The 25924-nt window shown below is 36.3% G+C and carries 14 protein-coding genes; 9 read left to right on the top strand and 5 right to left on the bottom strand.

The features are described from left to right. Positions 1–30 precede the first annotated feature (30 nt). Together EZJ43_RS05160 and EZJ43_RS05155 are read left to right on the top strand one after the other, a co-directional pair. A complete protein-coding gene (locus EZJ43_RS05160) occupies positions 31–366 on the top strand; it encodes a DUF6660 family protein (RefSeq protein WP_133261623.1) in 336 nt (111 codons plus the stop codon). A gap of 61 nt (positions 367–427) precedes the next feature. After that, positions 428–2617: a TonB-dependent receptor gene (locus EZJ43_RS05155; protein ID WP_133261622.1), complete on the top strand. Its 2190-nt coding sequence runs from the start codon at positions 428–430 to the stop codon at positions 2615–2617. A gap of 118 nt (positions 2618–2735) precedes the next feature. Here the strand turns inward: EZJ43_RS05155 and glgB are convergent, their stop codons facing one another. The 4 genes from glgB to EZJ43_RS05135 all read right to left on the bottom strand — a co-directional run bounded on the left by glgB (position 2736) and on the right by EZJ43_RS05135 (position 14269). Beyond that, entirely contained in the window at positions 2736–4721 is a 1986-nt protein-coding gene (glgB, locus tag EZJ43_RS05150; protein WP_133261621.1) for a 1,4-alpha-glucan branching protein GlgB, read from the bottom strand. Positions 4722–4792: 71 nt separating this feature from the next. Beyond that, entirely contained in the window at positions 4793–7252 is a 2460-nt protein-coding gene (locus tag EZJ43_RS05145; protein ID WP_133261620.1) for a glycoside hydrolase family 31 protein, read from the bottom strand. 1472 nt (positions 7253–8724) lie between these two features. Further along, positions 8725–10980: a catalase/peroxidase HPI gene (gene katG / locus EZJ43_RS05140; protein ID WP_133261619.1), complete on the bottom strand. Its 2256-nt coding sequence runs from the start codon at positions 10978–10980 to the stop codon at positions 8725–8727. Between the two features lie 388 nt (positions 10981–11368). Beyond that, the gene (locus EZJ43_RS05135) at positions 11369–14269 is read right to left on the bottom strand and encodes a TonB-dependent receptor (RefSeq protein WP_133261618.1); all 2901 of its coding nucleotides are present in this window, start codon (positions 14267–14269) and stop codon (positions 11369–11371) included. 196 nt (positions 14270–14465) lie between these two features. On the opposite strand from EZJ43_RS05135, the gene EZJ43_RS05130 reads away from it, so the two are divergent. Genes EZJ43_RS05130 through EZJ43_RS05120 form a run of 3 tightly spaced genes read left to right on the top strand, consistent with a single transcriptional unit; the run spans position 14466 to position 18256 of the window. Continuing rightward, positions 14466–16898: a penicillin acylase family protein gene (locus EZJ43_RS05130; RefSeq protein WP_133261617.1), complete on the top strand. Its 2433-nt coding sequence runs from the start codon at positions 14466–14468 to the stop codon at positions 16896–16898. 1 nt (position 16899) lies between these two features. Next, positions 16900–17256, top strand: coding sequence for a hypothetical protein (locus EZJ43_RS05125; protein ID WP_133261616.1), 357 nt, complete (start codon positions 16900–16902; stop codon positions 17254–17256). Between the two features lie 19 nt (positions 17257–17275). Beyond that, entirely contained in the window at positions 17276–18256 is a 981-nt protein-coding gene (locus EZJ43_RS05120; RefSeq protein WP_133261615.1) for a LuxE/PaaK family acyltransferase, read from the top strand. A gap of 224 nt (positions 18257–18480) precedes the next feature. Here the strand turns inward: EZJ43_RS05120 and tyrS are convergent, their stop codons facing one another. Continuing rightward, positions 18481–19767, bottom strand: coding sequence for a tyrosine--tRNA ligase (gene tyrS / locus EZJ43_RS05115; protein ID WP_133261614.1), 1287 nt, complete (start codon positions 19765–19767; stop codon positions 18481–18483). A 271-nt stretch (positions 19768–20038) separates the two neighbouring features. Here tyrS and EZJ43_RS05110 point away from each other — a divergent pair, with 271 nt between their 5' ends. From EZJ43_RS05110 to EZJ43_RS05095, 4 genes are all read left to right on the top strand, one after another. Continuing rightward, positions 20039–20713, top strand: a complete 675-nt coding sequence (locus EZJ43_RS05110) for an ACP phosphodiesterase (protein ID WP_133261613.1) — start codon at positions 20039–20041, stop codon at positions 20711–20713. Between the two features lie 177 nt (positions 20714–20890). After that, a complete protein-coding gene (gene ligA / locus EZJ43_RS05105; RefSeq protein WP_133261612.1) occupies positions 20891–22903 on the top strand; it encodes an NAD-dependent DNA ligase LigA in 2013 nt (670 codons plus the stop codon). A 100-nt stretch (positions 22904–23003) separates the two neighbouring features. Further along, complete coding sequence (gene dapA / locus EZJ43_RS05100; protein ID WP_133261611.1) at positions 23004–23882, top strand: 4-hydroxy-tetrahydrodipicolinate synthase; 879 nt, start codon at positions 23004–23006, stop codon at positions 23880–23882. A 106-nt stretch (positions 23883–23988) separates the two neighbouring features. Beyond that, the gene (locus tag EZJ43_RS05095; RefSeq protein ID WP_133261610.1) at positions 23989–24648 is read left to right on the top strand and encodes a hypothetical protein; all 660 of its coding nucleotides are present in this window, start codon (positions 23989–23991) and stop codon (positions 24646–24648) included. Positions 24649–25924: the final 1276 nt, after the last annotated feature.

The raw sequence follows: 25924 nt of genomic DNA, 5'->3' as shown, positions 1-25924 counted from the left end.
TCGTTATGAATGGTACTTTTGCAACACATAATGAAATTTATAAGCTTAATTTTAAGTCTGGGTATTCTGTTTTTGTCTTGCATTACATGCGAAGATTTGCCCGTGTTCGAAAAATTAAGCAATAGCGTAGATGCATCAGTAAATATTTCCAAACCTTGTACTGAGAATGCTACCGACAACTGCACACCTTTGTGTATCTGTAATTGTTGCGGTCAACCCGTTTTAAATTTGAAATCGGTAAGCTCACAACCTTTAGTAAAAGTAAATGCGATTACAAAGAAGAGTTTTGTTTACAAAAACAGCTTTACTTCTTATTACATCCAAAAAATATGGCAACCGCCGAAGTTGAATAACCTTATCGGTTAAAAACCAAAATTTCGCAAATCAGTTTAAACTGATTTTTTATTCAATTTTAATTAAAAAATACATGCAAAAATTAATTGTATTGCTGTGCACAATGTTATGCGTAACAGGTGTTTATGCACAAAATAATATCTCCATTTTAGTAAAAAATAAAGAAAATTTAACGCCGTTATCGGGCGTAACTATCCTTATTAAAAACACCAAAATTATAGCAAAAACCAACGAAAAGGGTTTAGCTGTTATTAATAATGTTCCTAATGGGAACCAAACCTTAATTGTTAGGAATGTAGGTTTTGAAGAACAAACCTTAAATTTGACTTTACCAATTGAAGGTAATCAGCCCGTAGAAATTCTCATCGAAGAAGCAGAAGAAGGATTGGATGAAGTGATTGTTTCCTCTACCAGAACGAGCAGATCGATCAAAAATACACCAACGCGTGTAGAAACCATCGAATTGGAAGAGATTGAGGAGAAAGCAAATATGCGTCCTTCAAATGTTTCGATGATTTTGCATGAAAGTACCGGTATTGCCGTGCAACAAACATCTGCAACTAGTGGAAATGCGAGTATCAGGATACAGGGTTTGGATGGTAGATATACGCAATTGCTAAAAGATGGATATGCAAGTTTTGGCAACTTTGCCAGCGGATTGAGCATTTTAGAAATCCCCCCTTTAGATTTAAGTCAGGTTGAGATTATTAAAGGCCCATCCTCTACACTTTACGGTGCCGGTGCAATTGCAGGGGTGGTAAATTTTATCTCACGTACGCCTAAAGAAAAAGCAGATTTGAATTTAATCATCAATCAATCAGACGTAGGCCAAACTAATTTAGGTATTTTTTCAATGCAAAGAAATGCCAAAATTGGTTATAGTTTACTGGCCACAGGAAATTTGCAAAAAGCTTATGATGTAGATCAAGATGATTTTACAGAACTCCCAAAATCAACAGATTTTACCATTCACCCAAAATTATTTGTTTATCCTAACGAGAAAACAACTATAATTATAGGAAATGCGTTTACAAAAGGGAAAAGAATAGGTGGCGATACTTTTGTAATAAAGAATGGAGCTGATGCAAATCATCAATATTTCGAACAAAACAAAACTGCTAGAAATACTTCTACATTAGATGTGGATTATAAAACAGGTGAGCAGGATTTATTGAAGCTGAAAACAAGTTTTAACTATTTTAAGCGAGATGTTGCCATTCCGAGTTATCAATTTAACGGCACAAATTACAACGTTTATACCGATGCGAGTTATTTAAAAACCTTAAAAAACCAGAGTTTGATTTTTGGCGCTAATTTGGTATTTGATAAATTTACCGAACAGAACCAAACCCCATCGCTAGCAAAAAACTTTATTAGCAAAACTGGTGGTTTATATGCACAGCAAACTTTAGATATTTCGGAAAAATTTAAACTGGAAACCGGTTTACGCGGAGATTTAGTAAACTATTACAATGCAAATTACAACAAAACTGAATTTTTCATCTTACCAAGAATTTCTGCACTTTACAGGTTTAACGACCATTGGAGCTCGAGAATTGGAGGCGGTTTAGGTTACAAAACACCAACCTTATTTACCGAAGAAACTGAAACATTCCAGTATCAAAATTTATTGCCTTTAAACAATGTTAAAGCAGAAAGAAGTTACGGTGGAACAGCAGATGTTAATTATAAAACAACAATTGGCGATGATTGGCTAATAAGTATTAATCAAATGTTCTTTTACACCCAAATTACCAATTCAACAATACTACTACAGAACGGTTTAGGCAATTTTTATTTTGATAATACCACAAAAGCCGTCAAGAGTAGAGGATTTGAAACCAATGCCAAATTTATTTTTAAAGAAGATTTCAAACTCTTTGCTGGCTATACCTACACCGATGCAAAAGCAGCATACCTTCCAGTTATTCAAGATATTCGGTTAATGCCAAAAAGTAAATTAAACCTTGCCTTGCTTTACGAGAAACATGACGATATTAAGCTGGGTTTGGAGGGGTATTTTACAGATAGACAATACCTATATAATTTATTCCAAACCAATTCTTATTGGGAATTTGGCTTTATGGCCGAAAAAGCATTTGGCAAATTTTCTATTTTTATAAATGCAGAAAATTTTACAGATGCTCGCCAAAGCAGGTATAAAAATGTTGTTAATGGTTCGCATTTAAACCCAACATTTGATGATATTTGGAACCATACAGAGGGCAGGACATTTAATGGAGGTGTAAAGTTTAAGCTTTAAGCTTCAAATAAAAATGGGGAGATTAAGCAACTTAACCTCCCCATTTTGTTTAATATTTTAACCAATGTAGCCTTTAAACATTCCAATGTTCATCTGCCAACTGGCAGAAAAAAGATGATTATTTACTTTTAAACACCGACATTCCCAAAGGAGGCAAGGTCACATTAATAGAAAATTTCTGATTGTTAAATCCCTCATGGTAAGTGTCTAAATTCCCTTTATTGTTAATGCCACTTCCGTAGTAAACAATATCGTCCGAATTAAAAATCTCGACCCATTTTTTATCAAAAGGAACCCCAATTTTGTAGTTTTCCCTTACCACAGGTGTAAAATTTAATGCGATAACCAAAGTGTCTTTTGCCTTGGTACCTTTACGCATATATACAAAAACCGATTCATTGGCATTGTCGGCATCTAGCCATTCAAAACCTTCGTAACTGAAATTAAAATCGTGCAAAGCAGGTTCGTTTCGGTATAAAAAGTTTAATGCCTTTACTGTTTCTTGCATCCCTTTATGTGGCGCGTATTGCAATAAATGCCAATCTAAAGACTGTTTAAAGTTCCACTCATTTGTATCGGCAAACTCATTTCCCATAAACAATAATTTTGTGCCGGGGTGAGTAAACATATAGCCGTACAGCGCTCTTAAGTTGGCAAACTTCTGCCAATCGTCGCCAGGCATTTTATATAGCATTGGCGATTTGCCATGCACCACTTCATCGTGCGAAAAAGGCAACATAAAGTTTTCGCTAAAAGCGTAGCTCATGCTAAAACTCAACGAATTGTGGTGGTGCTTCCTACCTAAGGGATCTACTTTAAAATATTTAAGCGTATCATTCATCCAGCCCATCATCCACTTCATACCAAAACCTAATCCACCATCGTAAACTGGTCTAGTTACGCCATCGAAAGTACTGCTTTCTTCTGCTATGGTTTGCACGCCTTTAAAGTTCCCGTAAAGGGTTTCGTTTAAATCTTGCAGAAATTTAATTGCACCTAAATTCTCACTCCCACCGTATTCATTTGTAGCAGCGTCTGCATCTTCTCTAGAGAAATTAAAGTATAACATAGAAGCCACGGCATCAACCCTTAAACCATCTGCATGGTATTGATCAATCCAAAAAGTAGCATTACTTATTAAAAACGAACGAACTTCTGGACGGTCGTAATTAAAAATATACGATTTCCAATCGGGATGAAACCCCTTGCGCATATCTGCATGTTCGTATAAATGCGTACCGTCAAATTCGTACAATCCATGTCTATCACCAGGAAAATGCGATGGTACCCAATCTAAAATAACCGCAATGTTGGCATTGTGCAGTTCTTCAATTAAATACATTAAATCCTGTGGAGAACCATATCTAGAACTTGCCCCGAAATAACCTGTAATTTGATAACCCCAACTCGGAAAGTATGGATATTCCATTACTGGCATCAATTCTACATGCGTAAAGCCCATTTCTACCACGTACGGAACGAGCGTTTTTGCAATTTCTCTACAATTTAACACCCTTTTAGGGTTCTCAGGATCGCGCTGCCACGACCCCAAATGAATTTCGTAAACAGAAATTGCCTGGTTCAACGGATTTAGTTTTGCTCGTTTCGCTAACCACGATTTATCTTTCCAAGTGTAATCGGTATCCCAAACAATAGAGGCCGTTTGTGGTGGATGTTCCCATCGCCTTGCATAAGGATCGCCTTTTTCGTGCTCAGACTCATCAAAACCTTTTACAAAATATTTATATACATCGCCCTTTGCAACATTAGGGATAAACCCTTCCCATATACCCGATTTATCCCACCTCTTATTTAAAGCATGCGCCTCGCGGTTCCAACCGTTAAAATCGCCAACTACACCTACATTTATGGCATTAGGTGCCCAAACTGCAAAATACACGCCATTAACTTTTTCAAGTACTGTAAGGTGAGATCCAAATTTATCGTAAAGCCGGAAATGCTTTCCAACCAAAAATAAATCTACATCATAATCAGTAAATAAACTATGCGGCCAAACCGGTTGGCTTTGGTCTATTTTTGTTGAAATTTCGTTCTTTTTACTTTTAGAAGTCGCTTTTACAGAAACTTTCTTCGTTTCGGGCATAGTTAATTAAATTAGGCAGTATTAAAAAAACCCCAAATGCAATGTAACATTTGGGGCATTGAAAACACAAATTACGAAATCTGTATTTCGAAGAAATTTTTATTGCACTTAAACCTTAGTCTTCCTCTTTCATCGATAGAGAAATCGGTTATTTCTTTACTATCAATTAACACTTTATTAACCTTAAACTTAACGCCAATTACGTTACAATCATACAATTCATAATTCGGCGTGTATAAACCTGCTACGTTTTGGTTAATTTTAAGGTGCGCTTCATCCCCTTTTACAGTAAATTTCTTTTCTAAATAAATATCCTGCTCATAGGCAAAAGTATCGCCATGATCTTCGTACATAAAAGAGTTTACTTCATAATCGCTATGGTATATATTTAAGAAAACTTCTGTAATGGCCTTTTCATCAACATATTGCATCACCGGATATTCGGGCAGTACCGATCCTGCACGTACAAAAATTGGCATACTGTCAATTTGCGCTTCTACTTCGTGCTCACTCTCCCCTACTAAAACTTCATGTGTCCAGAAATTATACCATGTGCCTTTAGGCAAATAAACTTTTCTAGAAACTGCACCTTGCTCCAAAACTGGGCAAATCAATAATTTATCGCCGTAGCAAAATTCATCCTGGCGGAAATTATTGCCAACATTTTCTTGCTCAAGCATTATTAACGGCCTCAAAATTGGGAAACCGTAACGGTGGTGTTCCCAAAAAACAGAATATAAATAAGGCATTAACCTGTAACGGAGCTCAATAAATTTTCTATTGATATCTTCATAAAAATCGCCGAAACTCCAAGGTTCGCGTTCTGCCGTATCTCCGGCCGAATGTGCCCGCATAAACGGCGAGAAAACACCAAGTTGTATCCACCTCGAAAATAATTCTCCATCTGGCTCGCCACTAAATCCACCAATATCTGTCCCGCAAAACGGTACCCCAGAAACTGATAAACGCTGACATTGAATATTACCAATTTTTAAATGTTCCCACGTTGCTACGTTATCGCCTGTCCACACACTCGCATACCGCTGCATACCCGAATAACCTGCCCTAGTAATAGTAAAAGGGCGCTTATTGCGCATAAGTTTCTTCAGTCCTTCGTAAGTTGCACGCACCATTTGCATGCCATAAACGTTGTGCGCTTTACGGTGCGAACCACGGTAGCCGTCGTAATTATGGCGAACATCGTTAGGGAAAGTACCCGAACCAAAAACTGCCGGTTCGTTCATGTCGTTCCAAAAACCGGCAACGCCCATATCTACAAGTTCCTCGTACAATTTACCCCACCATTTTCTTACTTTCGGACTTGTAAAATCGGGAAACTGGCAACGACCGGGCCAAACATGGCCTTCCATAAAATAATCGTCGCTTCGCCTACAAAAGTATTTATTGTCTTTACCTTCTTTAAAAACCCAATAATCATCATCCACTTTAATTCCCGGGTCAATCATTACAACGGTTTTAAAACCATCATCCGCCAACTCCTTAATCATCCGCCTTGGGTCTGGAAAGTACTTTTTGTTCCAAGTAAAGCAACGGTAGCCGTCCATGTAGTCGATATCCAAATAAATGGCATCGCATGGAATTTTACGATCTCTAAATTGTTTGGCTATATCTTTAACTTTTGCTTCTGGGTAATAACTCCAACGGCACTGTTGATAACCTAAAGTCCATTTTGGTGGCATTGGGTGCGTTCCCGTTAAACTTGCATAACGTTTTACCACATCCATCATGTGTGGCCCGTGGATATAGTAATATTGCAATTCGCCACCATCAGCCCAAAAGCTAGTTTTGTGCACATCTTCTTCACCAAAATCGAAGTAAGACTTAAAAGTGTTATCGAAAAATATACCGTAAGCGGCTTTGTCGTGTATGCCAATATAAAACGGAATTGTGCGGTACAATGGATCCTGGTTCCAGCCAAAAGAATATGCATCCGTATTCCAGTTTTCGAACCTTCTTCCACGCAGATTAAAGTTTCCAGATTTATCACCTAACCCGAAGAAATTCTCTTCATCCTGACATTTTTTAGTGGCATAAATGTAGTATCCACCAAAATCAACATTCTCTTCCCAGTGCATCGAGTTTGGTTCATCAACCATCACCACGCTGGTTACAATATCAATAAACGAGATGTGGAAAGTGGCTTTTTCAACTCTACAAGTTACTGTACTGGTAGATATGGTGTAGCAATCATCTAGCTCAACCATTTTAAAAACCGAAACTTTTTGATCTACTTCCGGTACTGCATAACTAAAATCATCTAAAAAAACACCGTGAGGCGCTAATCTTACCCGAATAATTTCATCGCTTACAATTCTAACCTCAACCCGCGCATCTCCGTCAGAAAAATAGAACCTATTTCCTTCTTTTTTTACCTTTTTAACTGCACCTAAATATTGCTTAATAATTGGCTTTACCGAAACATCTACCGGGTTATTCAAATGTTGTTGAACATCCTCTGTCTCGTCCATCATCTCTGCCTTATCAATTATTGGGTCTTCTTGCTCTTCCATTCTTAACATTCAAAATTTAATTCATCCTTAAAAAAAAGCCCAAAGACTTAATAAAGTACTATAATACAAATTTATTATAAAAGGTTTAGTATTAAAATGAAAAACGGTCGCTATAAAAAAATATTATGGTTTAAAAAGCGCATTTAAGTTGCTGTAAAATAAAGTTAGGTGGTAAAAATAAATCAGCACAAATTGAAATAGAAACTTAAAAATAATTGGTAAAGCTAAGGCTGTGCTACTATTAAAGTTAGTCCCGCTATCCTTCCAAAGCCGTTTGCATTGAAAAAAATGCAATCCGTGTTTTCCATTCTATCGCGTTTAAAGCAGTTATTTTTGTACAAGAAATGAGGGTAAAGGGCGAAAAGCCGATAAGCCTGAGTTCGATAATTTGTTTTATTGAAAACAATGCTTTATTGGCGTTATACTTAGGCTTCTCGTACGTAACGTGAAAACGGGAATCCTAATGCGAAAGAAAAGCCTATTTATTGTTTTAAACCTGAGTTCGATAATTTGTTTTATTGAAAACCATGCTTCATTGGCGTTATACTTAGGCTTTTCCTCATTCAAGCGTAGGCGGGAATCCTAATGCGAAAGAAAAGCCTATTTATTGTTCTAAACCTGAGTTCGATAATTTGTTTTATTGAAAACAATGCTTTATTGGCGTTATACTTAGGCTTCTCGTCCTTCCCGCGTAGGCGGGAATCCTAATGCGAAAGAAAAGCCTATTTATTGTTCTAAACCTGAGTTCGATAATTTGTTTTATTAAAAACCATATTTCATTGGCATTTTGCTTAGGCTTCTCGTCCTTCCCGCGTAGGCGGGAATCCTAATGCGAAAGAAAAGCCTATTTATTGTTCTAAACCTGAGTTCGATAATTTGTTTTATTAAAAACAATGCTTTATTGGCGTTATACTTAGGCTTCTCGTCCTTCCCGCGTAGGCGGGAATCCTAATGCGAAAGAAAAGCCTATTTATTGTTTTAAGATTCCCGCCTACGCGGGAATGACGCAAGTGGCGCAAATACCAGAACTTTCCCGCATTATTGGAGAAGCTAAATCAAGTTGACCATTTTAGACCTAATTGCCAATTAAAAAGTTTTAAATCAAGGGTTTAATTATAGAATTCAGATTGTAAAATAGAATATTAACCTTCAAACCACCACTAGGTAAAGTAGTAAACAGGGCAAAAGATTTTAAAGTTATCGCATTGCAATATGTTGTTTAATTTTTGGCTAAAGCCTGTTTTATATTGCATAAAAGGCGCATGGCTGAAGCCATGGGCTATGTTGTGCGCAAAAATCAAGCGTTAATGCCAAAACGGAGGATTATGTCAAAGCACTGCCGTTATATTACTGCCATTGGTGGATTGCTGAAATTTCAAATCAAAATAATTTGATGCCTAATAAATTTGTGTAAACAAAAAAATCCAGACTAAAAACTTTAGCCTGGATTTTTAACATCGTAAATTGATAGCTTATACTAAATCAAATCTATCTAAGTTCATTACCTTATTCCAAACGGTAACAAAATCATTTATAAATTTCTCATTTGCATCCGCACTTGCATAAACTTCTGCAATTGCCCTCAATTCTGCATTCGAACCAAAAACAAGGTCAGCACGAGTAGCAGTCCATTTTAATTCGTTAGTTGCACGGTCAAAACCTTCAAAAATCTCTTTGTGTTCAGATTTCGCCTTCCATGCAGTATTCATATCAAGTAAATTCACAAAAAAATCATTGCTTAAAACTTCAGGATTTTTGGTCAAAATGCCATGTTTAGAATTATCGAAATTTGTATTTAGTGCGCGCATACCACCAACAAGCACCGTTAACTCTGGGCTAGTTAAAGTTAACAATTGTGCTTTGTCTATCAAAAGCTCTTCTGTAGAAACACTATACTTACCCTTAGTATAATTTCGGAAACCATCAGCTGCCGGCTCCAATACTGCAAAAGATTCAACATCAGTTTGCGCTTGTGAAGCATCCGTTCTACCTCCGGTAAATGGCACTTTAACAGCATTGCCTGTCGATTTTTCTATGGCCACATTACCAGCTAACACAATTAAATCTGCAATGGAAACATTTTTGCCATCAGTATTAAAACTTTGCTGAATTTTTTCTAAAGCATTAATAACTTTATCAACTTGCGCTATGTTATTTACTTGCCAATATTTTTGAGGAGCCAACCTAATTCGAGCACCATTTGCACCACCTCTTTTATCCGAATTACGGAAAGTTGAAGCCGAAGACCAAGCTGTGCCCACTAATTGAGCGACACTTAAACCAGTGTTAAGAATTTGATTTTTTAAATTTTTAACATCTTCATCATTAATCAACGCGTGATTTGATGTAGGAATAGGATCTTGCCAAATAAATTCTTCTTTAGGTACTTCTGTACCTAAGTAACGTGCACTTGGGCCCATATCACGATGTGTTAATTTAAACCAAGCCTTACCAAAAGCATCAGCAAAATCATCTGGATTTTCTAAAAAGTGTCGAGATATTTTTTCATAAGCTGGGTCTAATCTTAAAGATAGATCTGTGGTAAGCATGGTTGGCTTATGTTTTTTAGACGCATCAAAAGCATCAGGAATAATTTCAGTTGCATCCTTAGCAACCCATTGGTGTGCACCAGCCGGACTTTTAGTTAATTCCCATTCAAAGCCAAAAAGATTTTCGAAGAAATTATTATCCCATTTGGTTGGGTCTGTAGTCCAAGTTACCTCTAAACCACTGGTAATTGTATCTCGACCTTTGCCCGTATTGTATTTATTGTTCCATCCAAAGCCTTGGTTTTCCATACCTTCAGCTTCCGGCTCTTTCCCTACATAATCTGATGATGCTGCACCATGTGCTTTGCCAAAAGTGTGGCCACCAGCAATAAGTGCGACAGTTTCTTTATCATCCATAGCCATGCGCTTAAAAGTTTCGCGAATGTCTCTTGCCGCTGCAATTGGATCTGGATTGCCATCTGGCCCTTCTGGATTAACATAGATTAAACCCATGTGCGCCGCTGCAAGTGGATTTTCTAAATCGTTTGAGTGTTTACCTCCATTTGCATTCTCATCAGCTACTAAAACACCGTGACCATCTACACCTTCAGAACCTCTAGAATAACGTTCGTCGTTACCCAACCAAGTTTTTTCTGCACCCCAATATATTTCTTCGCTCGCTTCCCAAACATCTTTTCGGCCACCAGCAAATCCAAGCGTTTTAAAACCCATAGATTCTAATGCCACATTGCCAGTTAAAATCATCAAATCTGCCCATGATATTTTGTTGCCATATTTTTGCTTGATGGGCCAAAGCAATCTACGTGCCTTATCTAAGCTAACATTATCTGGCCAACTATTTAAGGGAGCAAATCGTTGCTGTCCTTGTCCGGCTCCGCCTCTACCATCTCCAATTCTATAAGTGCCAGAACTATGCCAAGCCATACGGACAAATAAGCCACCATAATGACCGAAATCTGCTGGCCACCAATCTTGCGAATCTGTCATTAAATCATTTAAATCTTTTTTTAATGCATTATAATCTAAGCTATTAAAAGCTTTTGCATAATCGAAATTTTCTCCCAATGGATTAGATAGCGATGAATGTTGGCGAAGTATATTCAGTTTTAACTGATTTGGCCACCAGTCGCGGTTTTTTGTACCTCCATTTGCTATGTTCTCTTTTAAATCTCCATTAAGAAATGGGCATTTACTGCTGTCATTAGAATTATCTTCCATTTTATAGGTTTTATAGTTAATCGAAATAAGATTAATTTCATCTAAGTTAACAAACCAAAATTGCTTAGTCAAACTGCTTTTTTCTATAGCAGTATAGGTAAAAACTATTTAACCATAAATGGCTATTGTCCGCTAAGTAAATCCCAAAAAGAGAATAAAATCGCTAACTAAGCTACAGCCAGATTATTTATTTTGTTGGTTCATATTTACATTCTAAATTTCATCAACTCAATACATCGTGTACTTAAAGTTGCGAAAACGCTCTTCATTTAATTTTCAGTTTGCAATGATAATTTCAAAACAAATAAACAACTATTTATCAATTATTTGAATAAAATAAAAAACCCTCGCTATAAAATAACGAGGGTTTAAAAGAACATTTAAATAGTTACGGGTTAAACGTATATGATAAATAATAAATTGCACCCGAGGCAGGATTACCGTAAGATGTGATGTAATATTTATTTAAAATATTTGATCCTCCTAGTTTAATTACCGAGTTGACTGAAGGGATTTTGTAATTCACCTGCGCATCAAAAGTGCTAAAAGCGGGTACATTTCCTGCTGCGAAAGTTGAGTTCCAGTAAAACTTATCTTGCCAACGGTAAGATAGGTTGAAACCAACATTTTTAATAATTTCGCGATTACCAAAACCTAAGTTATAACGCACTTTTGGCGTGTTAAAATCGTTAATATAGTTTGCAGGCAAATCACCTATTTGGTTGTAAGAAACATTTCCACTCAAATTATATTTACCCATTACATAATCTAAACCTAAGGCGCCACCGTAAGAAGTTACTTTACCTGCTGCATTAACAGGAACGCCAAATTTTGTGTAATCGGTTGTTGCACCTACTTGTTGGTACACATTTACTGCGGTAATAAAATCTTTATACATGTTATAATACCCGTAAGCATCTACCAGTAATTTATTGCCCAATAAACCTTTGTAGCCCAATTCGTAAGCCTGCACGCTTTCTGGTCTAACGCCTCTAGCATCAAAAGTATATTTTTGTAAAATACCGGTAGTTGGCGCACCTAATGCCTGCGCAGCTTGAAAACTTCTGTAGCTACTTTCGGTGTAACCTTTAGTAGCTTCTACATTTAAACCATATTTACTTAGGCTCTCATTTAAGCCACCAATTAAACGTTGTACACCGCCACCAACTGATAAATCGATATATTGGTTTTGTGTAGTTGGGTTTCTATAACCTGTTTGGTAAGATAAACGGATGTTATTGTTTTTAGCTACGGTATAAACACCAGTAATTCTCGGTGTAAATCTACCTTCAAAATTCGAGCTTTTATCATAACGGCCAGCAACAGTTACTTTAAAAACATCGCCAAATTTTTTGCCTAATTGCGCAAAAGCACCATATTCATTAATATCTATTTTACGGTTTAAATCATCAAAAATAGTTCCTGCAGATCTTAATTGATACAAGCGTGAAGAAGCGCCAACCTGAAACTCGACTACATTATTAAAAGCATTGGTAAAATTGTACATTCCTTCATAGTGGTAAAGGTTTGTTTTATCATCAAACTTAGCACCATAAACACTTTTTGTTGGATCGGCATTGATATTTGTTGAGCTAATTGTTGTGGTTTTAATATTTTGTTTCAGCGTTTCATAACCGGCCGAGCCAGGTAAAACCCGATTAGCATCGGCTGCATTTCTTGCTACAGTCTGCGCAGCTTGGTCATTTAACCCTTGAGAAACTGCTGTTCCATAAGCCGCAGCATAGGTTGGGAACCACGAATCTTTTGATCGGCTAGTTTTTTCATTGATATAACTTCCTAAAATTGAAGAAATGTATGAATCACCCGACCGCTCTTGAGTGGTATAGCCTCGTAAAAAGAAATCGTCACCTTTTAATTCTAATTTATATTGACCTATGCTAAAATTACGCAACGAATAACGATCAGAACCTGTATAAACTGAAGTTCCTGTACCCCAGTTTGCAATTGCATTTAATTGTATAGTTTTAGTGATATTGTAGTATAAACCACCTGATGTTTTTAGTGATTTTGCACCATAATCAACCAAATCTTCTTCATTATAACCTGTACGAGAAACAGATTGATTAGAAATTAATCCTTTATTAAGGCCATACACCACACCCAAATAAGGCAAAGCAGGCTTTAAACCAGCATAAGGCGAATTAGGTGCATTTACTGCACCAACAATTTGTGCATAATTCAAATTTGCACCAATTAAACTGTTAAAGCCCCCAACTGCACCCGCTAAAGCTGGGTTTGCTTGAATGCTTCTCGATACAAACTGTAGATTAGCGTTTACTTCATCACCATAAACATTTACACCGTCGTAGTTTGGATCTGACTGTCGGTTACCCGCTTTCGGACTATTAGCAATGCGATCAAAGTTTGAATAATTATTGGCTTGCCAATCTTTAGCTTGCAAAAACGAGAAAGATGCTTTTACACCAAATTTATTATTCCATGATTTTGCCACACGAACATCTAATTGATTATATGGTTGCGGAGAACTGCTGTTATCGTTAATATGATTTAACCCTGTTTTGTATTGATAGCTTGCACCTTGATATTTAAAAGGATCTTTAGAAGTCATTAACAATGTACCATTTATACCACCTGCGCCATATAAAGCCGATGAAGCACCGGGTAAAAGCTCAACATTATCTACATCCAGCTCATTTAAACCCACAATGTTACCAACCGAGAAGTTTAAACCTGGCGCCTGATTGTCCATTCCATCAATAAATTGATTGAAACGTGTATTGCCGTTGGTGTTAAATCCACGTGCATTGATGGATTTGAAAGTTAAACTTTGATTGCTGCTCTCTACGCCTTTCATATTATTTAATGCATCGTAAAAAGATGGCGCTGGGAGTTCTTTAATGGATGATGCACTAAGGCGCTCGATAGAAACAGGCGATTCTAAAATCCGCTCTGGCGTTCTCGATGCCGAAACCACAACATCGCCACCTAGCATTATGGCGGTTTCTAATTCTAAAGAAATATTAGCACTTTTTTCGGTTATAGTTTGCTCTACCGATCCATAACCTACATAACTTGCCACCAATGTAAAGGGCAACTTTGCGGTAGTGGTAAAAGTAAACGCGCCCGAGGCATTTGTTGCAGCGCCGCCTGAATGACCTTTAACCTTAATACTTACACCAACTAATGGTTCTTTGGTCTGCTTATCTTTTACAGTGCCACTTAAAGATGTTGTTTGCGCCTGTAAATAAATAGTACTGATACACATGAGCAACAGCACACATGTAATGTGAGTAAAAATTTTTCTCATAATTCGTAATTTATCCGGTTAGTTATTTAATTACTAATATAAACTTAAACTCTTTTTTTCAATTTAACAAGTTATGTTTGCATAATAATTTTCTTTGCAAATTATAATTTTGATAAGGCTATACTTTGTTGTAATTTGCATGATTAATCTAAATTTCAGTTAATGATTTTGTATTGATTTTTACGAAATAACCAAAATGAATAAACTTAAAGCGCTTTTTTGTATTTTAATCCCGCTAGGATTGGCTTTTTTGCTAAATACCAAAATCAATACGACTCCACCATTGCTAAAATTTTTAAATCCTTTTATGGGTTTTTGGCAAAATGCAGAGAACAATCATTTCATGTTCAATCATAGTGTAAAAATTAAAGGTGCAATCGATAAAATTGAAATCGTTTTTGACGACCGCATGATTCCCCATATTTTTGCGCAAAACGACCACGATCTTTATTTAGCGCAAGGTTATGTTACAGCCATGCATCGCCTTTGGCAAATGGATTTTCAAACCCGTTTTGCTGCAGGGCGAATAAGCGAAGTGGTTACTTCTCAACCTGCAAGAGAAAGTGATCGCTACCAGCGCAGAATGGGCATGGTTTACGGCGCCGAAAATTCGCTGAAAGGAATGATGGCCGACCCAAAATCAAAAGAAATGGTATTGGCTTACACCGAAGGAATAAATGCGTATATCAAAACCCTTTCGAAAGCTAAATATCCATTAGAATATAAAATTTTAGATTTTAAGCCTGAAGAATGGACGCCTTTAAAATGTGCATTATTGCTTAAACAGATGTCGGCAGTATTGGCCATGGGTTCTGATGAATTTTACATGACCAACATTTTAAAAAAGTTCGGCCCTGAGATTACCAAAAATCTGTTTCCTGATTATCCTTACAGGGAAGATCCAATTATCCCGGTAGGTACAAAATGGGATTTTAAACCGCTTCCTATCCCCGCAACACCGAAAGCTTTTACAGATGCAGTTACTGGCGATGTTAAAACAAAACAGAAAATTGAGGGGATTGGAAGTAACAATTGGGCGTTATCCGGCTCAAAAACGGCCTCAGGTTATCCAATTTTAGCAAATGACCCACATTTGGATCTTTCACTACCTTCTATTTGGTACCAAATTCAGTTAAATGCGCCCGGTGTAAATACTTATGGTGTTTCATTGCCTGGTGCGCCTGGCGTAATAATTGGTTTCAATCAAAAAATAGCTTGGGGCGTAACCAATGTTGCTGCAGATGTGCTCGATTTTTATCAAATAAAATTTAAAGACAGCACGCACAACGAATATTGGTACAATAATAAGTGGACAAAAACCAGTAAAAGAATAGAAACAATTAAAGTTCGTGGCGATAAAGACATTATCGATACGGTTTATTATACCCATCAAGGTCCGGTGGTTTACCTGCAGAAACCAAAATTTAACAAAGCGAATAATGTGCCTGTTGGAAATGCACTGCGTTGGATTGCCCACGATCAATCTAACGAACTCCTAACTTTTTATTTCCTTAACCGAGGCAAAAATTACGACGATTACCGCAAAGCCTTAACTTTTTATACCGCACCGGCTCAAAATTTTGTGTTTGCCAGTGTTGATAATGATATTTCCATCACCCCAAATGGGAAATTTCCATTAAAATGGAAAGAGCAAGGAAAATACATTTTAGATGGTTCAGACCCTGCTAACGATTGGCAAGGGTGGATCCCAGCATCGCAAAACCCAACGGTTAAAAATCCACCGCGTGGTTTTGTTAGTTCGGCAAATCAATCTTCAACAGATCAAACTTATCCATATTATATTAATTGGGAATTTGCACCTTACGAGCGTGGAAAACATATTAATGATCGGCTTACCGCAATGACTAAAGCAACTTTAGATAGCATTAGATTAATGCAAACCGACAATTATAGCGTGATGGCGCAAAATTTAATGCCTGCAATAATGCCATTGGTTAACAAAGACCACCTGAATGCAACCCAAAAAGAGGCACTTTCTTACTTAACTAAATGGAACAAACGCTACGATGCAAATGAAATTGCAGCAAGTGTGTTCGAAATTTGGACGAAAAGGTTAAGTGATGATATTTGGAGTGATGATTTTGAAGTTGCCGGAATACCAATGCGCTACCCATCGAGAGATAGAACGGTAGAAATGATTATTAATGAACCAAAATCGAAATGGTACGACAACACTAAAACCAGTAAAATAGAAACTTTATCAGATTTGGTTAACGAAGCTTTTAAATACAGTTGCGATAGTTTAGAGCGTAGGTTCGGCCCAATTAATAGCGATTGGAACTGGGCAAATGTAAAGCAAACCCATGTACCACATTTAGCAAAGATACCAGGTTTAGGCTCAAAAGTATTGTTAATTGGTGGCGCAAAAAGCACCATTAATGCCATTAGCGAAACCAATGGCCCATCATGGCGTATGGTAATCGAATTGGGTAAAACACCCAAAGGCCATGGCGTTTACCCAGGTGGCCAATCTGGAAATCCAGGAAGTAAATTTTATGATAACATGGTTGATACTTGGGCACAAGGTAAACTGTACGATTTATTTTTTATGCAATCGCCTACCGATGCTTCGGGCAAAATTATCTCACGTTTAAAAATATCTAAATAAAATGGTTTTCATCGTTATACTAATTATTTGCTTTTTACTTCAATTGTTTCTGCCATGGTGGATTATTATTGTAATTTCTTTTGCCACTTGTGGCATTATTGGCAAAACAGGTAAAATTGCATTCTGGCAATCATTTTTTGCGGTTGGTTTGCTTTGGATTGGATATTCGCTTTTTAAAAGTTTACCAAATGATAATTTATTGGCTTCGAGAATTGCGATAATGACGGGCGTAAAATTATGGTGGGTTTTACTTTTAGTTACGGGCTTGTTAAGTGGTTTAGTAGCTGGAATTAGTGGCTACTGCGGTTACCAATTTCGTATATCCATGTTAAATAATAAAAAACTAAAAATTAGTTAGTCGCTTTTACCTTAACAACGTGAATTTTAATAAAGATTTATTTTCTATTAATACAGTTGAACAATTTAATAAGCTAGCGCTTGATGTATTTACCTTTCAAGCGTTACATTGTGAGATTTACGCGCAGTATATTCGTCATTTAGGTATAAAAATTGAATACATTACTTCGGTTGAAAAAATTCCTTTTTTACCTATAGGCTTTTTCAAAAACCACACGATATTAAGCAATAAAAACCCTACTGAAATTACTTTTAGCAGCTCTGGTACCACAGGTATGAGTCAAAGCAATCACCATGTAACCGATGTAAAGCTGTATGAAAAAAGTTATTTAAAAGCATTTGCTCAATTTTATGGCGATGTAGAAACCTATTGCTTTTTAGCGCTTCTTCCTTCGTACCAACAACGCTCGGGTTCATCTCTAATTTACATGGTTAACGATTTGATTGAGAAAAGCAAAAACCCGTTAAGTGGCTACTTTTTATATAACCATGATGAACTTTTGCAAACCTTAAATGTTTTAAAATCAAAAAATCAAAAAACGGTTTTAATTGGTGTTACCTATGCACTGTTGGATTTTATCGAGCAAAATGAAATCAATTTCCCAAATTTAATTGTAATGGAAACCGGAGGGATGAAGGGTAAGCGGAAGGAAATGATTCGCGAAGAATTGCACGCGCAGTTAACGCAAGGTTTTGGCGTAAAAAAAATCCATAGCGAATACGGCATGACGGAATTACTTTCTCAGGCGTACTCGCTCGGAGATGGAATTTTCAAATGCCCAAATTGGATGAAAGTTTTTATTCGCGATACGAATGATCCTTTAAGTTTAATTCCAGAGGGGAAAGCTGGTGGCATTAATGTTATCGATTTGGCCAATACAAATTCATGCTCGTTTATTGCTACACAAGATTTAGGGAAAATTTATACAGATGGAAGCTTCGAAGTTTTAGGCCGTTTTGATAACGCCGATATTAGAGGCTGTAATTTATTGGTGCAGTAAAAGTTTTTGTGTGTTAAATTACCAACGTGAGTTCGATAACTGTTTTATTGAAAATCATCCTTCATTGGGATTACACTTAGGTTCATCGTCATGCTGAATTTATTTCAGCATCTATCCTGCTACAAAGACCCTGAACTGAATTCAGGGTGACGATCGCGCCAACCCAAAACGGCATTTAGATTCTCGAAATTAATATTGAATTACAGACCTCAGATTATAAAACCTTATTTAGCAACAATTAAAAAATAATTCTTTTTACCTTTTTGAACTACAATAAATTGATTATTAATCAAATTCGATGAATTAAATAATTGCCCTATTTCAGCTATTTTCTCTTTATTTACAGAAACTCCGCCGCCTTGTATTAATTTTTTTGCTTCTCCTTTTGATGAAGCTACGGTTGATTTCTCGGCCAATAAAGTTGTCGCATCAATCCCATTTTCCAACTCTGTTTTAGAGATTTCAAACTGAGGTATGCCTTCAAACATTTCTAAAACCTGTGCTGCCGTCAAGCTTTTCAAAAACTCCAAAGAACCATTACCGAATAAAAACTCTGAAGTTTTTATTGCAGTTTCAAGTGCTTCTTCAGAGTGGGTTTTCACTGTAATATCTTCGGCCAATGCTTTTTGCAAAATTCGAGTATGTGGCGCGGTATCATGTTGGGCTTCTAAGGCTTCTATCTCATCTTTTGTTTTCAGTGTAAAAATTCTGATCCATTTTTTAACGTCATCATCAGATGCGTTTAACCAAAACTGATAGAATTTATAAGGGGAAGTTTTCTCCGCATCTAACCAAATGGCGCCACTTTCGGTTTTGCCAAATTTAGTTCCGTCGGCTTTTTTAATTAACTGCGTAGTTATTGCGTAAGCCGTACCCTGATCTTTTCTTCTAATTAACTCAGTACCCGTAACAATATTACCCCATTGATCGGAACCACCCATTTGCACCATGCAATTGTGATTTTTCCATAGATAGTAAAAATCATAGCCTTGTACCAGCTGGTAACAAAATTCGGTAAACGACATGCCTGTATCGCCTTCCAAACGCTTTTTTACGCTATCTTTCGCCATCATATAGTTCACAGTAATGTGTTTACCTACATCACGGATAAAGTCTAAAAAGTTCATGTTTTTAAACCAATCGGCATTGTTAACCATTACTGCGCCGTTGCCAGCGTCTTCAAAAGTTAAAAATTTAGCCAACTGTTGTTTCATTCCAGCCAAATTATGTTCAACCATTTCTGGGGTTTGAAGATTCCGTTCATCTGATTTTCCAGAAGGATCGCCAACCATACCTGTTGCTCCACCAACCAAAGCAAACGGTTTATGACCAGCACGTTGGAAGTGAATAAGCGTCATGATCTGCGTTAAGTGGCCAACATGTAACGAATCTGCAGTTGGATCAAAGCCGATATAACCCGAAGTCATACCTTCATTTAATTTTTCCTCAGTATTCGGCATAATATCGTGCAACATGCCTCTCCAACGTAACTCTTCAACAAAATTTGTCATGGTATAAATTTAATTGCGCAAAGATAGTTATTAAGCTGAAAGCGCAAAGCTGAAAGAGTAAAGCGAAGAGGATGAAAGAGCAGGGGACAAAGACCACACCGCAATGCATAAGGGTTACTTTACAACTATCTTTAGCCGTTCAAACTTCGGCCTTTCGAACTTTCCCATCTTCCCGACTTTTTCGAATACCCAGACTTCGGTCTTCGGACTTCCCGACTTTTCCGACTTACGTACTTTCGGTCTTTCCCGACTTTCTTCTTACCTTTACTCAATGAACTTCCTTTCTCATTTCTACTTCGATCGATTTAACAGCGATGCCAATGTGGTGATGGGTACGGTTTTGCCCGATTTAATTAAGAATGCATCAAAAGATGCCAACTTATACCCACAAAAAAATGAATTTCTGTTTAAGGGGAACTTAGCAGAAGAGAATTTACTTTACGGATGGAAAAGACATTTAGCAGTTGATTTATTCTTCCATTCATCTTCGTTTTTCTTTACCAAAACTGCAGAACTAAAAATACTAATTAAACCGATTGTTGAAAATACGGCAATTAGACCCTCTTTTTTAGCGCACATTGGCTTAGAACTTTTGTTAGATCATTTGTTGGTTGAGCAAAATTTAATTAATGTGAAAAATTTTTACGAAAAGTTGTCGGCAGTAAATAATGAATCTCTTAATGATTTCCTAACGCACAGCAATCTCAAAGAGAATGAAGTTTTTTTTAGCTTTTTAGAGAAATTTATTAGCAGTAAATATTTATTGAGCTATCAAAAGCTAGAAAACATCAGCTATGCCTTAAATAGAATTTGCATGCGCTTGTGGCCCGAAAGTTTAAATCAAAGTCAATTGGACGCTTTAACTAATCAGCTTGCTATTTTTAAACCCATTTTGAAGAAAGATTTTATGAATATTTTTGAAGAGATTGAGGGGAAATTAGTTTAGAAGACTAAAAAAGGAAACGCAAGTTTATTTTGCAGGATTGAGTTAATAAACCTTATTGTAGCGGTATACTTTTTTAATGCGAAGGCATTTAAAAAGATTTAGCGAAAAAAGGGCAGAATTAACCGATAAAATACTGCCTTTTGTTTTCCAAACCCTAAAATCAATTATATTTGCGTTATGTCGTTATTTGCCATAAAAAAAGAAATAGAAGCTTTAATTAAAGAACTTAATCAACATAATTATAATTATTACGTACTGGCCATGCCAACTATTGCCGATTTTGATTTCGATCAGAAACTGGCTCGATTGCATGAATTGGAACAAGCAAACCCTCAATTTGCCGATCCAAATTCGCCCACACAGCACGTGGGTGGCGAGGTAACGAAAAACTTTGTTACGGTTAAACATAAATACCCAATGCTTTCGTTGGGCAACACCTATAATGAACAAGATTTAAGAGATTTTGACGAACGCATACGCAAAGCCATAGGCGATAACTTTGAATATGTTTGTGAACTTAAATTTGATGGCTTATCGATCAGTTTAACGTACGAGAATGGCAAATTACTTCGCGCGGTTACCCGTGGAGATGGTACAAAAGGTGATGAAGTAACGAATAACGTAAAAACGATTAGAACCATTCCCCACCAATTAAAAACGACTGCTGCCCCCGATCATTTCGAAATTAGAGGTGAAATTTTCATGCATAAAGCGGCTTTTCTAAAACTTAATGCTTCGAGAGAAGAACTTGGAGAAATACCTTATGCAAACCCACGTAATTTTGCTTCGGGTACCATTAAAATGCAAGATAGCAACGAGGTTGCCAAACGACCTTTAGATGGTTTTATCTACTTTTTATATACCAATAATAACGAATTTAAAACACATTGGGAAAGCTTAAATGCAGTTAAAAATTGGGGCTTTCACGTTTGTGAACACAATAAATTGGTTGCAAATATAGATGCAGTTTTAGCTTTTATTCACCACTGGGAGGATGAACGATTTAAACTTAGTTACGACATTGATGGAATTGTGATTAAGGTAAACAGTTTTGCCCAACAGGAAGAATTAGGCTTTACAGCGAAATCGCCACGTTGGGCTATTTCTTATAAATTTAAAGCAGCAGAGGTTGAAACTATTTTAGAAAAAGTGACTTACCAAGTGGGCAGAACCGGAGCAGTTACACCTGTTGCAAACTTGAAACCTGTTTTACTTGCGGGCACAACTGTAAAACGAGCTACTTTGCACAATGCAAATGAAATGGAGCGATTGGATTTGCATGTCCACGATACTGTTTTTGTAGAAAAAGGTGGAGAAATTATCCCAAAAATTATAAAGGTAAACTTAGATAAACGAGTACCCAACTCGCCCAAAATAAATTACTTACACAACTGCCCCGAGTGCGGAACAGAACTTGTTCGAAAAGAAGGTGAAGCAGTTCATTATTGCCCTAATGATGAAGGCTGTCCGCCACAAATTGTAGGCAAAATTCAGCATTTTATTTCTCGCAAAGCGATGAATATTGATGGTTTGGGCGATGAAACGATTGAAACGTTTTACAAAAATGGCTTGGTATTGCACATTAGTGATTTATACTCTTTGTATCAAAAATCTGATGAGTTAAAAACGTTAGATCGATTTGGAGAACGGTCAATCGAAAATATGCTCGTTGGAATCGAAAAATCTAAAGAAATGCCATTCGAAAAGGTCCTTTTTGGCTTAGGCATTAGATATGTTGGCGAAACTGTTGCCAAGAAATTAGCGGCCGGTGTTAAAAATATTGAGCGTTTGGCCGTAGCTACTATCGAAGATTTAATTGCCATTGACGAAATTGGGCAAAGAATAGCGGAAAGCATTATTGAGTATTTTGGAAATAATGAGCATTTAAAGCAGTTAGAATTATTAAAATTAGCAGGATTAGCGTTCGAAATTGAAGAAAAGGCAATTGAGTTGGCAAGTGATAAACTTATTGGAAAAACATTCGTAATTTCGGGCGTTTTTGAGACTTTTAGTCGTGAGCAATTAAAAGATTTAATTGAAGCCAATGGAGGCAAAATATTAAGCAGTATTTCGAGTAAGCTAAATTACTTGGTTGCCGGTGATAATATGGGGCCATCAAAATTAGAGAAAGCAACAAAATTAAACATCGAAATGATTAGCGATGCTGAGCTTTTGAAGATGCTAGAATAAAAAATTGTTTAACCAAAAATAAAAAAGACTAAGTTCTATAATAAAAAAGAAAACCCTTGGTGCCTTCGTGGCTTCATGGTAAAAAACAACAATAAATATAATGAACAAATTTCAGGGAACTGGTGTAGCGCTAATTACACCTTTTAACACAGATGGATCAGTTGATTATACAGGTTTAAAAAACTTGATTAATCATTTGATAGATGGAGGTATAGATTACCTTGTCTCTTTAGGTACAACCGGCGAAACAGCCACAATGACTAAAGACGAGAAAAAACAGGTGTGGGCCTATACTGCTGAAATTAATAATAAACGGTTACCATTAGTAGCCGGTATTGGTGGCAACAATACTTTGGCAGTAGCTGAGGATATTAAAACTTTTGACACAGATGGATACAGTGCAATTTTATCTGTAAGTCCGTATTACAATAAGCCTACGCAAGAAGGCATTTACCAGCATTACAAATACTTAGCTGAAGTTTCTCCGCTAGATTTATTTTTATATAACGTGCCGGGGCGAACTGCCAGTAATATTTCTCCAGAAACAACATGCAGATTGGCCAATGATTTTAAAAACATCATCGGTATTAAAGATGCTTGTGGAAACTTCGATCAGTTTAATCAAATTTTACGCGATAAGCCTGAGGAGTTTTTATTAATTTCTGGCGATGATCCTGTTACGTTACCTATGATGGCAATGGGCGCTGCTGGTATCATTTCTGTAATCGGGAATGCGCTACCAAAACAATTATCTGATATGGTAAAGTTATGTGCCGATGGAGATTTTAAAGCGGCGGCGAAAATACATTTAAGTTTAATTGAATTTACACGTTTAGCTTTTGCAGAAGGTAATCCAGCTGGGGTTAAAGCAGCAGTAAAACACATAGGCATTTGTGGCGATTCGGTTAGATTGCCTCTTATTAAAGCCTCATCAAACTTAGAAACTGCAATTATTAAGGAATTGGAAATTTTGGGTTAGTTTAACTGTTGTAAATGGATTAAGTTTTTAAAAAGTTGACTCATTTACAACAGCTCTATTTTTTGGCATAACTTGTATTTTCATTAAAATTGACATAAATTACTTTATGCCTGTTAACGAAAAATATATTCAAGATTTTGCTGAGAATGAGTTTATGCATATTATTTGCAAATCAGTTACCGGTAGCCTACTTTTCCAAAACGATCATAACAAGTCATATTTCCTTAAAAAATATGCTCAATATAGTTTTGGCTACATGGATACATACTGCTATATATTGATCCAAAACCATGTTCACCTTTTAGTAAAATGTGTAAGCGAGCATTCTCTTACGCTCAACCTAAAATCAATCGGCACAGATCACCTGAAAACACACCAAAAAAAATATCTTGATAAAGAAATATCTTTTAGCGAGGCTTTGGAATTTCAAATGAAGGATTTCTTTATATCCTATGCTATGGCTTTTAATAAAGAGACTAGCCGATCCGGTTCGTTGTTTATTAATCCATTTAGAAGAATTAGAATACAAAACGATTTACACTTACAACAAACGATAATTTATATCCATGCAAATGCCATAAAACATGGATTATGCAAAAACATAGAAGATGTTGAGTGGTCGTCTTATAAACCACTATTATCTATTAAGAAAACTAAGCTGAAGAGAGAAGAGTTGATGGAATATTTCGGAGGCAGAGATAACTTTATAGCCATGCACAAAACGCAAATTGATTATTTCTATTTAAACTCTTTTGAGATTGATTAGCGTAATGGCATTTCATAACTTTTACATGCTTTTTTTTTACGAAAGTATTAAAGCTTTGGAAAGTGATTCTTAAAGAAGTCAAGTTTTAAAAACTTGACTTCTTTCTAAAAAACCTGACAACAACATTCAAGAAGCTCAACAATTTGTTTAGCGCACAATTTAGCGCGTAGCCTAAAATCATGCGTAACAAAGTTTCTTAGCTCTCTACTTTTAAAGAAGTCAAGTTTTTAAAACTTGACTTCTTTCTAAAAAACCTGATAACAACATTCAAGAAGCTAAACAATTTGTTTAGCCTACAATTTAGCGCATCACCTAAAATCATGCGTAACAAAGTTTCTTAGCTCTCTACTTTTAAAGAAGTCAAGTTTTTAAAACTTGACTTCTTTCTAAAAAACCTGATAACAACATTCAAGAAGCTAAACAATTTGTTTAGCCCACAATTTAGCGCATCACCTAAAATCATGCGTAACAAAGTTTCTTAGCTCTCTCCTTTTAAAGAAGTCAAGTTTTTAAAACTTGACTTCTTTTGAAAAAAACCTGACAACAACATTCAAGAAGCTCAACAATTTGTTTAGCGCACAATTTAGCGCGTAGCCTAAACTCAAACATAGCAGAGTTCTTTAGCTCTTCGCTATTAAAGAAGTCAAGTTTTTAAAACTTGACTTCTTTCTAAAAAACCTGACAACAACATTCAAGAAGCTAAACAATTTGCTTAGCCCACAATTTGGCGCGTATCCTAAACTCAAACATCGCAGAGTTTTTTAGCTCTTCGCTATTAAAGAAGTCAAGTTTTTAAAACTTGACTTCTTTTGGAAAAAACCTGACAACAACATTCAAGAAGCTAAACAATTTGCTTAGCCCACAATGTGGCGCGTAGCCTAAACTCAAACATAGCAGAGTTTTTTAGCTCTTCGCTATTAAAGAAGTCAAGTTTTTAAAACTTAACTTCTTTCTAAAAAACCTGATAACAACATTCAAGAAGCTAAATAATTTGTTTAGCCCACAATTTAGCGCGTAGCCTAAAATCATGCGTAACAAAGTTTCTTAGCTCTCTACTTTTAAAGAAGTCAAGTTTTTAAAACTTGACTTCTTTCTAAAAAACCTGATAACAACATTCAAGAAGCTAAACAATTTGTTTAGCCCACAATTTAAGACCGTTGCAAGGCAGATTTCTTCAAAATGTGTATAAATAATTTTATAATTATTTGATTACTAGCTGGTTAATGATTATTTTAGTGTTATGAAATTGATAAAAACACCATCATTTGCTGACGAT

The sequence above is a fragment of the Pedobacter changchengzhani genome, assembly GCF_004354365.1.
Taxonomy (GTDB): domain Bacteria; phylum Bacteroidota; class Bacteroidia; order Sphingobacteriales; family Sphingobacteriaceae; genus Pedobacter; species Pedobacter changchengzhani.
This window is presented reverse-complemented; position numbering and strand designations above follow the sequence as displayed.

Bases quoted from the DNA above. Each gene is read 5' to 3' on its own strand.
- EZJ43_RS05160 (WP_133261623.1), top strand. From the start codon at position 31: ATGAAATTTATAAGCTTAATTTTAAGTCTGGGTATTCTGTTTTTGTCT.
- EZJ43_RS05155 (WP_133261622.1), top strand. From the start codon at position 428: ATGCAAAAATTAATTGTATTGCTGTGCACAATGTTATGCGTAACAGGT.
- glgB (WP_133261621.1), bottom strand. From the start codon at position 4,721: ATGCCCGAAACGAAGAAAGTTTCTGTAAAAGCGACTTCTAAAAGTAAA.
- EZJ43_RS05145 (WP_133261620.1), bottom strand. From the start codon at position 7,252: ATGGAAGAGCAAGAAGACCCAATAATTGATAAGGCAGAGATGATGGAC.
- katG (WP_133261619.1), bottom strand. From the start codon at position 10,980: ATGGAAGATAATTCTAATGACAGCAGTAAATGCCCATTTCTTAATGGA.
- EZJ43_RS05135 (WP_133261618.1), bottom strand. From the start codon at position 14,269: ATGAGAAAAATTTTTACTCACATTACATGTGTGCTGTTGCTCATGTGT.
- EZJ43_RS05130 (WP_133261617.1), top strand. From the start codon at position 14,466: ATGAATAAACTTAAAGCGCTTTTTTGTATTTTAATCCCGCTAGGATTG.
- EZJ43_RS05125 (WP_133261616.1), top strand. From the start codon at position 16,900: ATGGTTTTCATCGTTATACTAATTATTTGCTTTTTACTTCAATTGTTT.
- tyrS (WP_133261614.1), bottom strand. From the start codon at position 19,767: ATGACAAATTTTGTTGAAGAGTTACGTTGGAGAGGCATGTTGCACGAT.
- EZJ43_RS05110 (WP_133261613.1), top strand. From the start codon at position 20,039: ATGAACTTCCTTTCTCATTTCTACTTCGATCGATTTAACAGCGATGCC.
- ligA (WP_133261612.1), top strand. From the start codon at position 20,891: ATGTCGTTATTTGCCATAAAAAAAGAAATAGAAGCTTTAATTAAAGAA.
- dapA (WP_133261611.1), top strand. From the start codon at position 23,004: ATGAACAAATTTCAGGGAACTGGTGTAGCGCTAATTACACCTTTTAAC.
- EZJ43_RS05095 (WP_133261610.1), top strand. From the start codon at position 23,989: ATGCCTGTTAACGAAAAATATATTCAAGATTTTGCTGAGAATGAGTTT.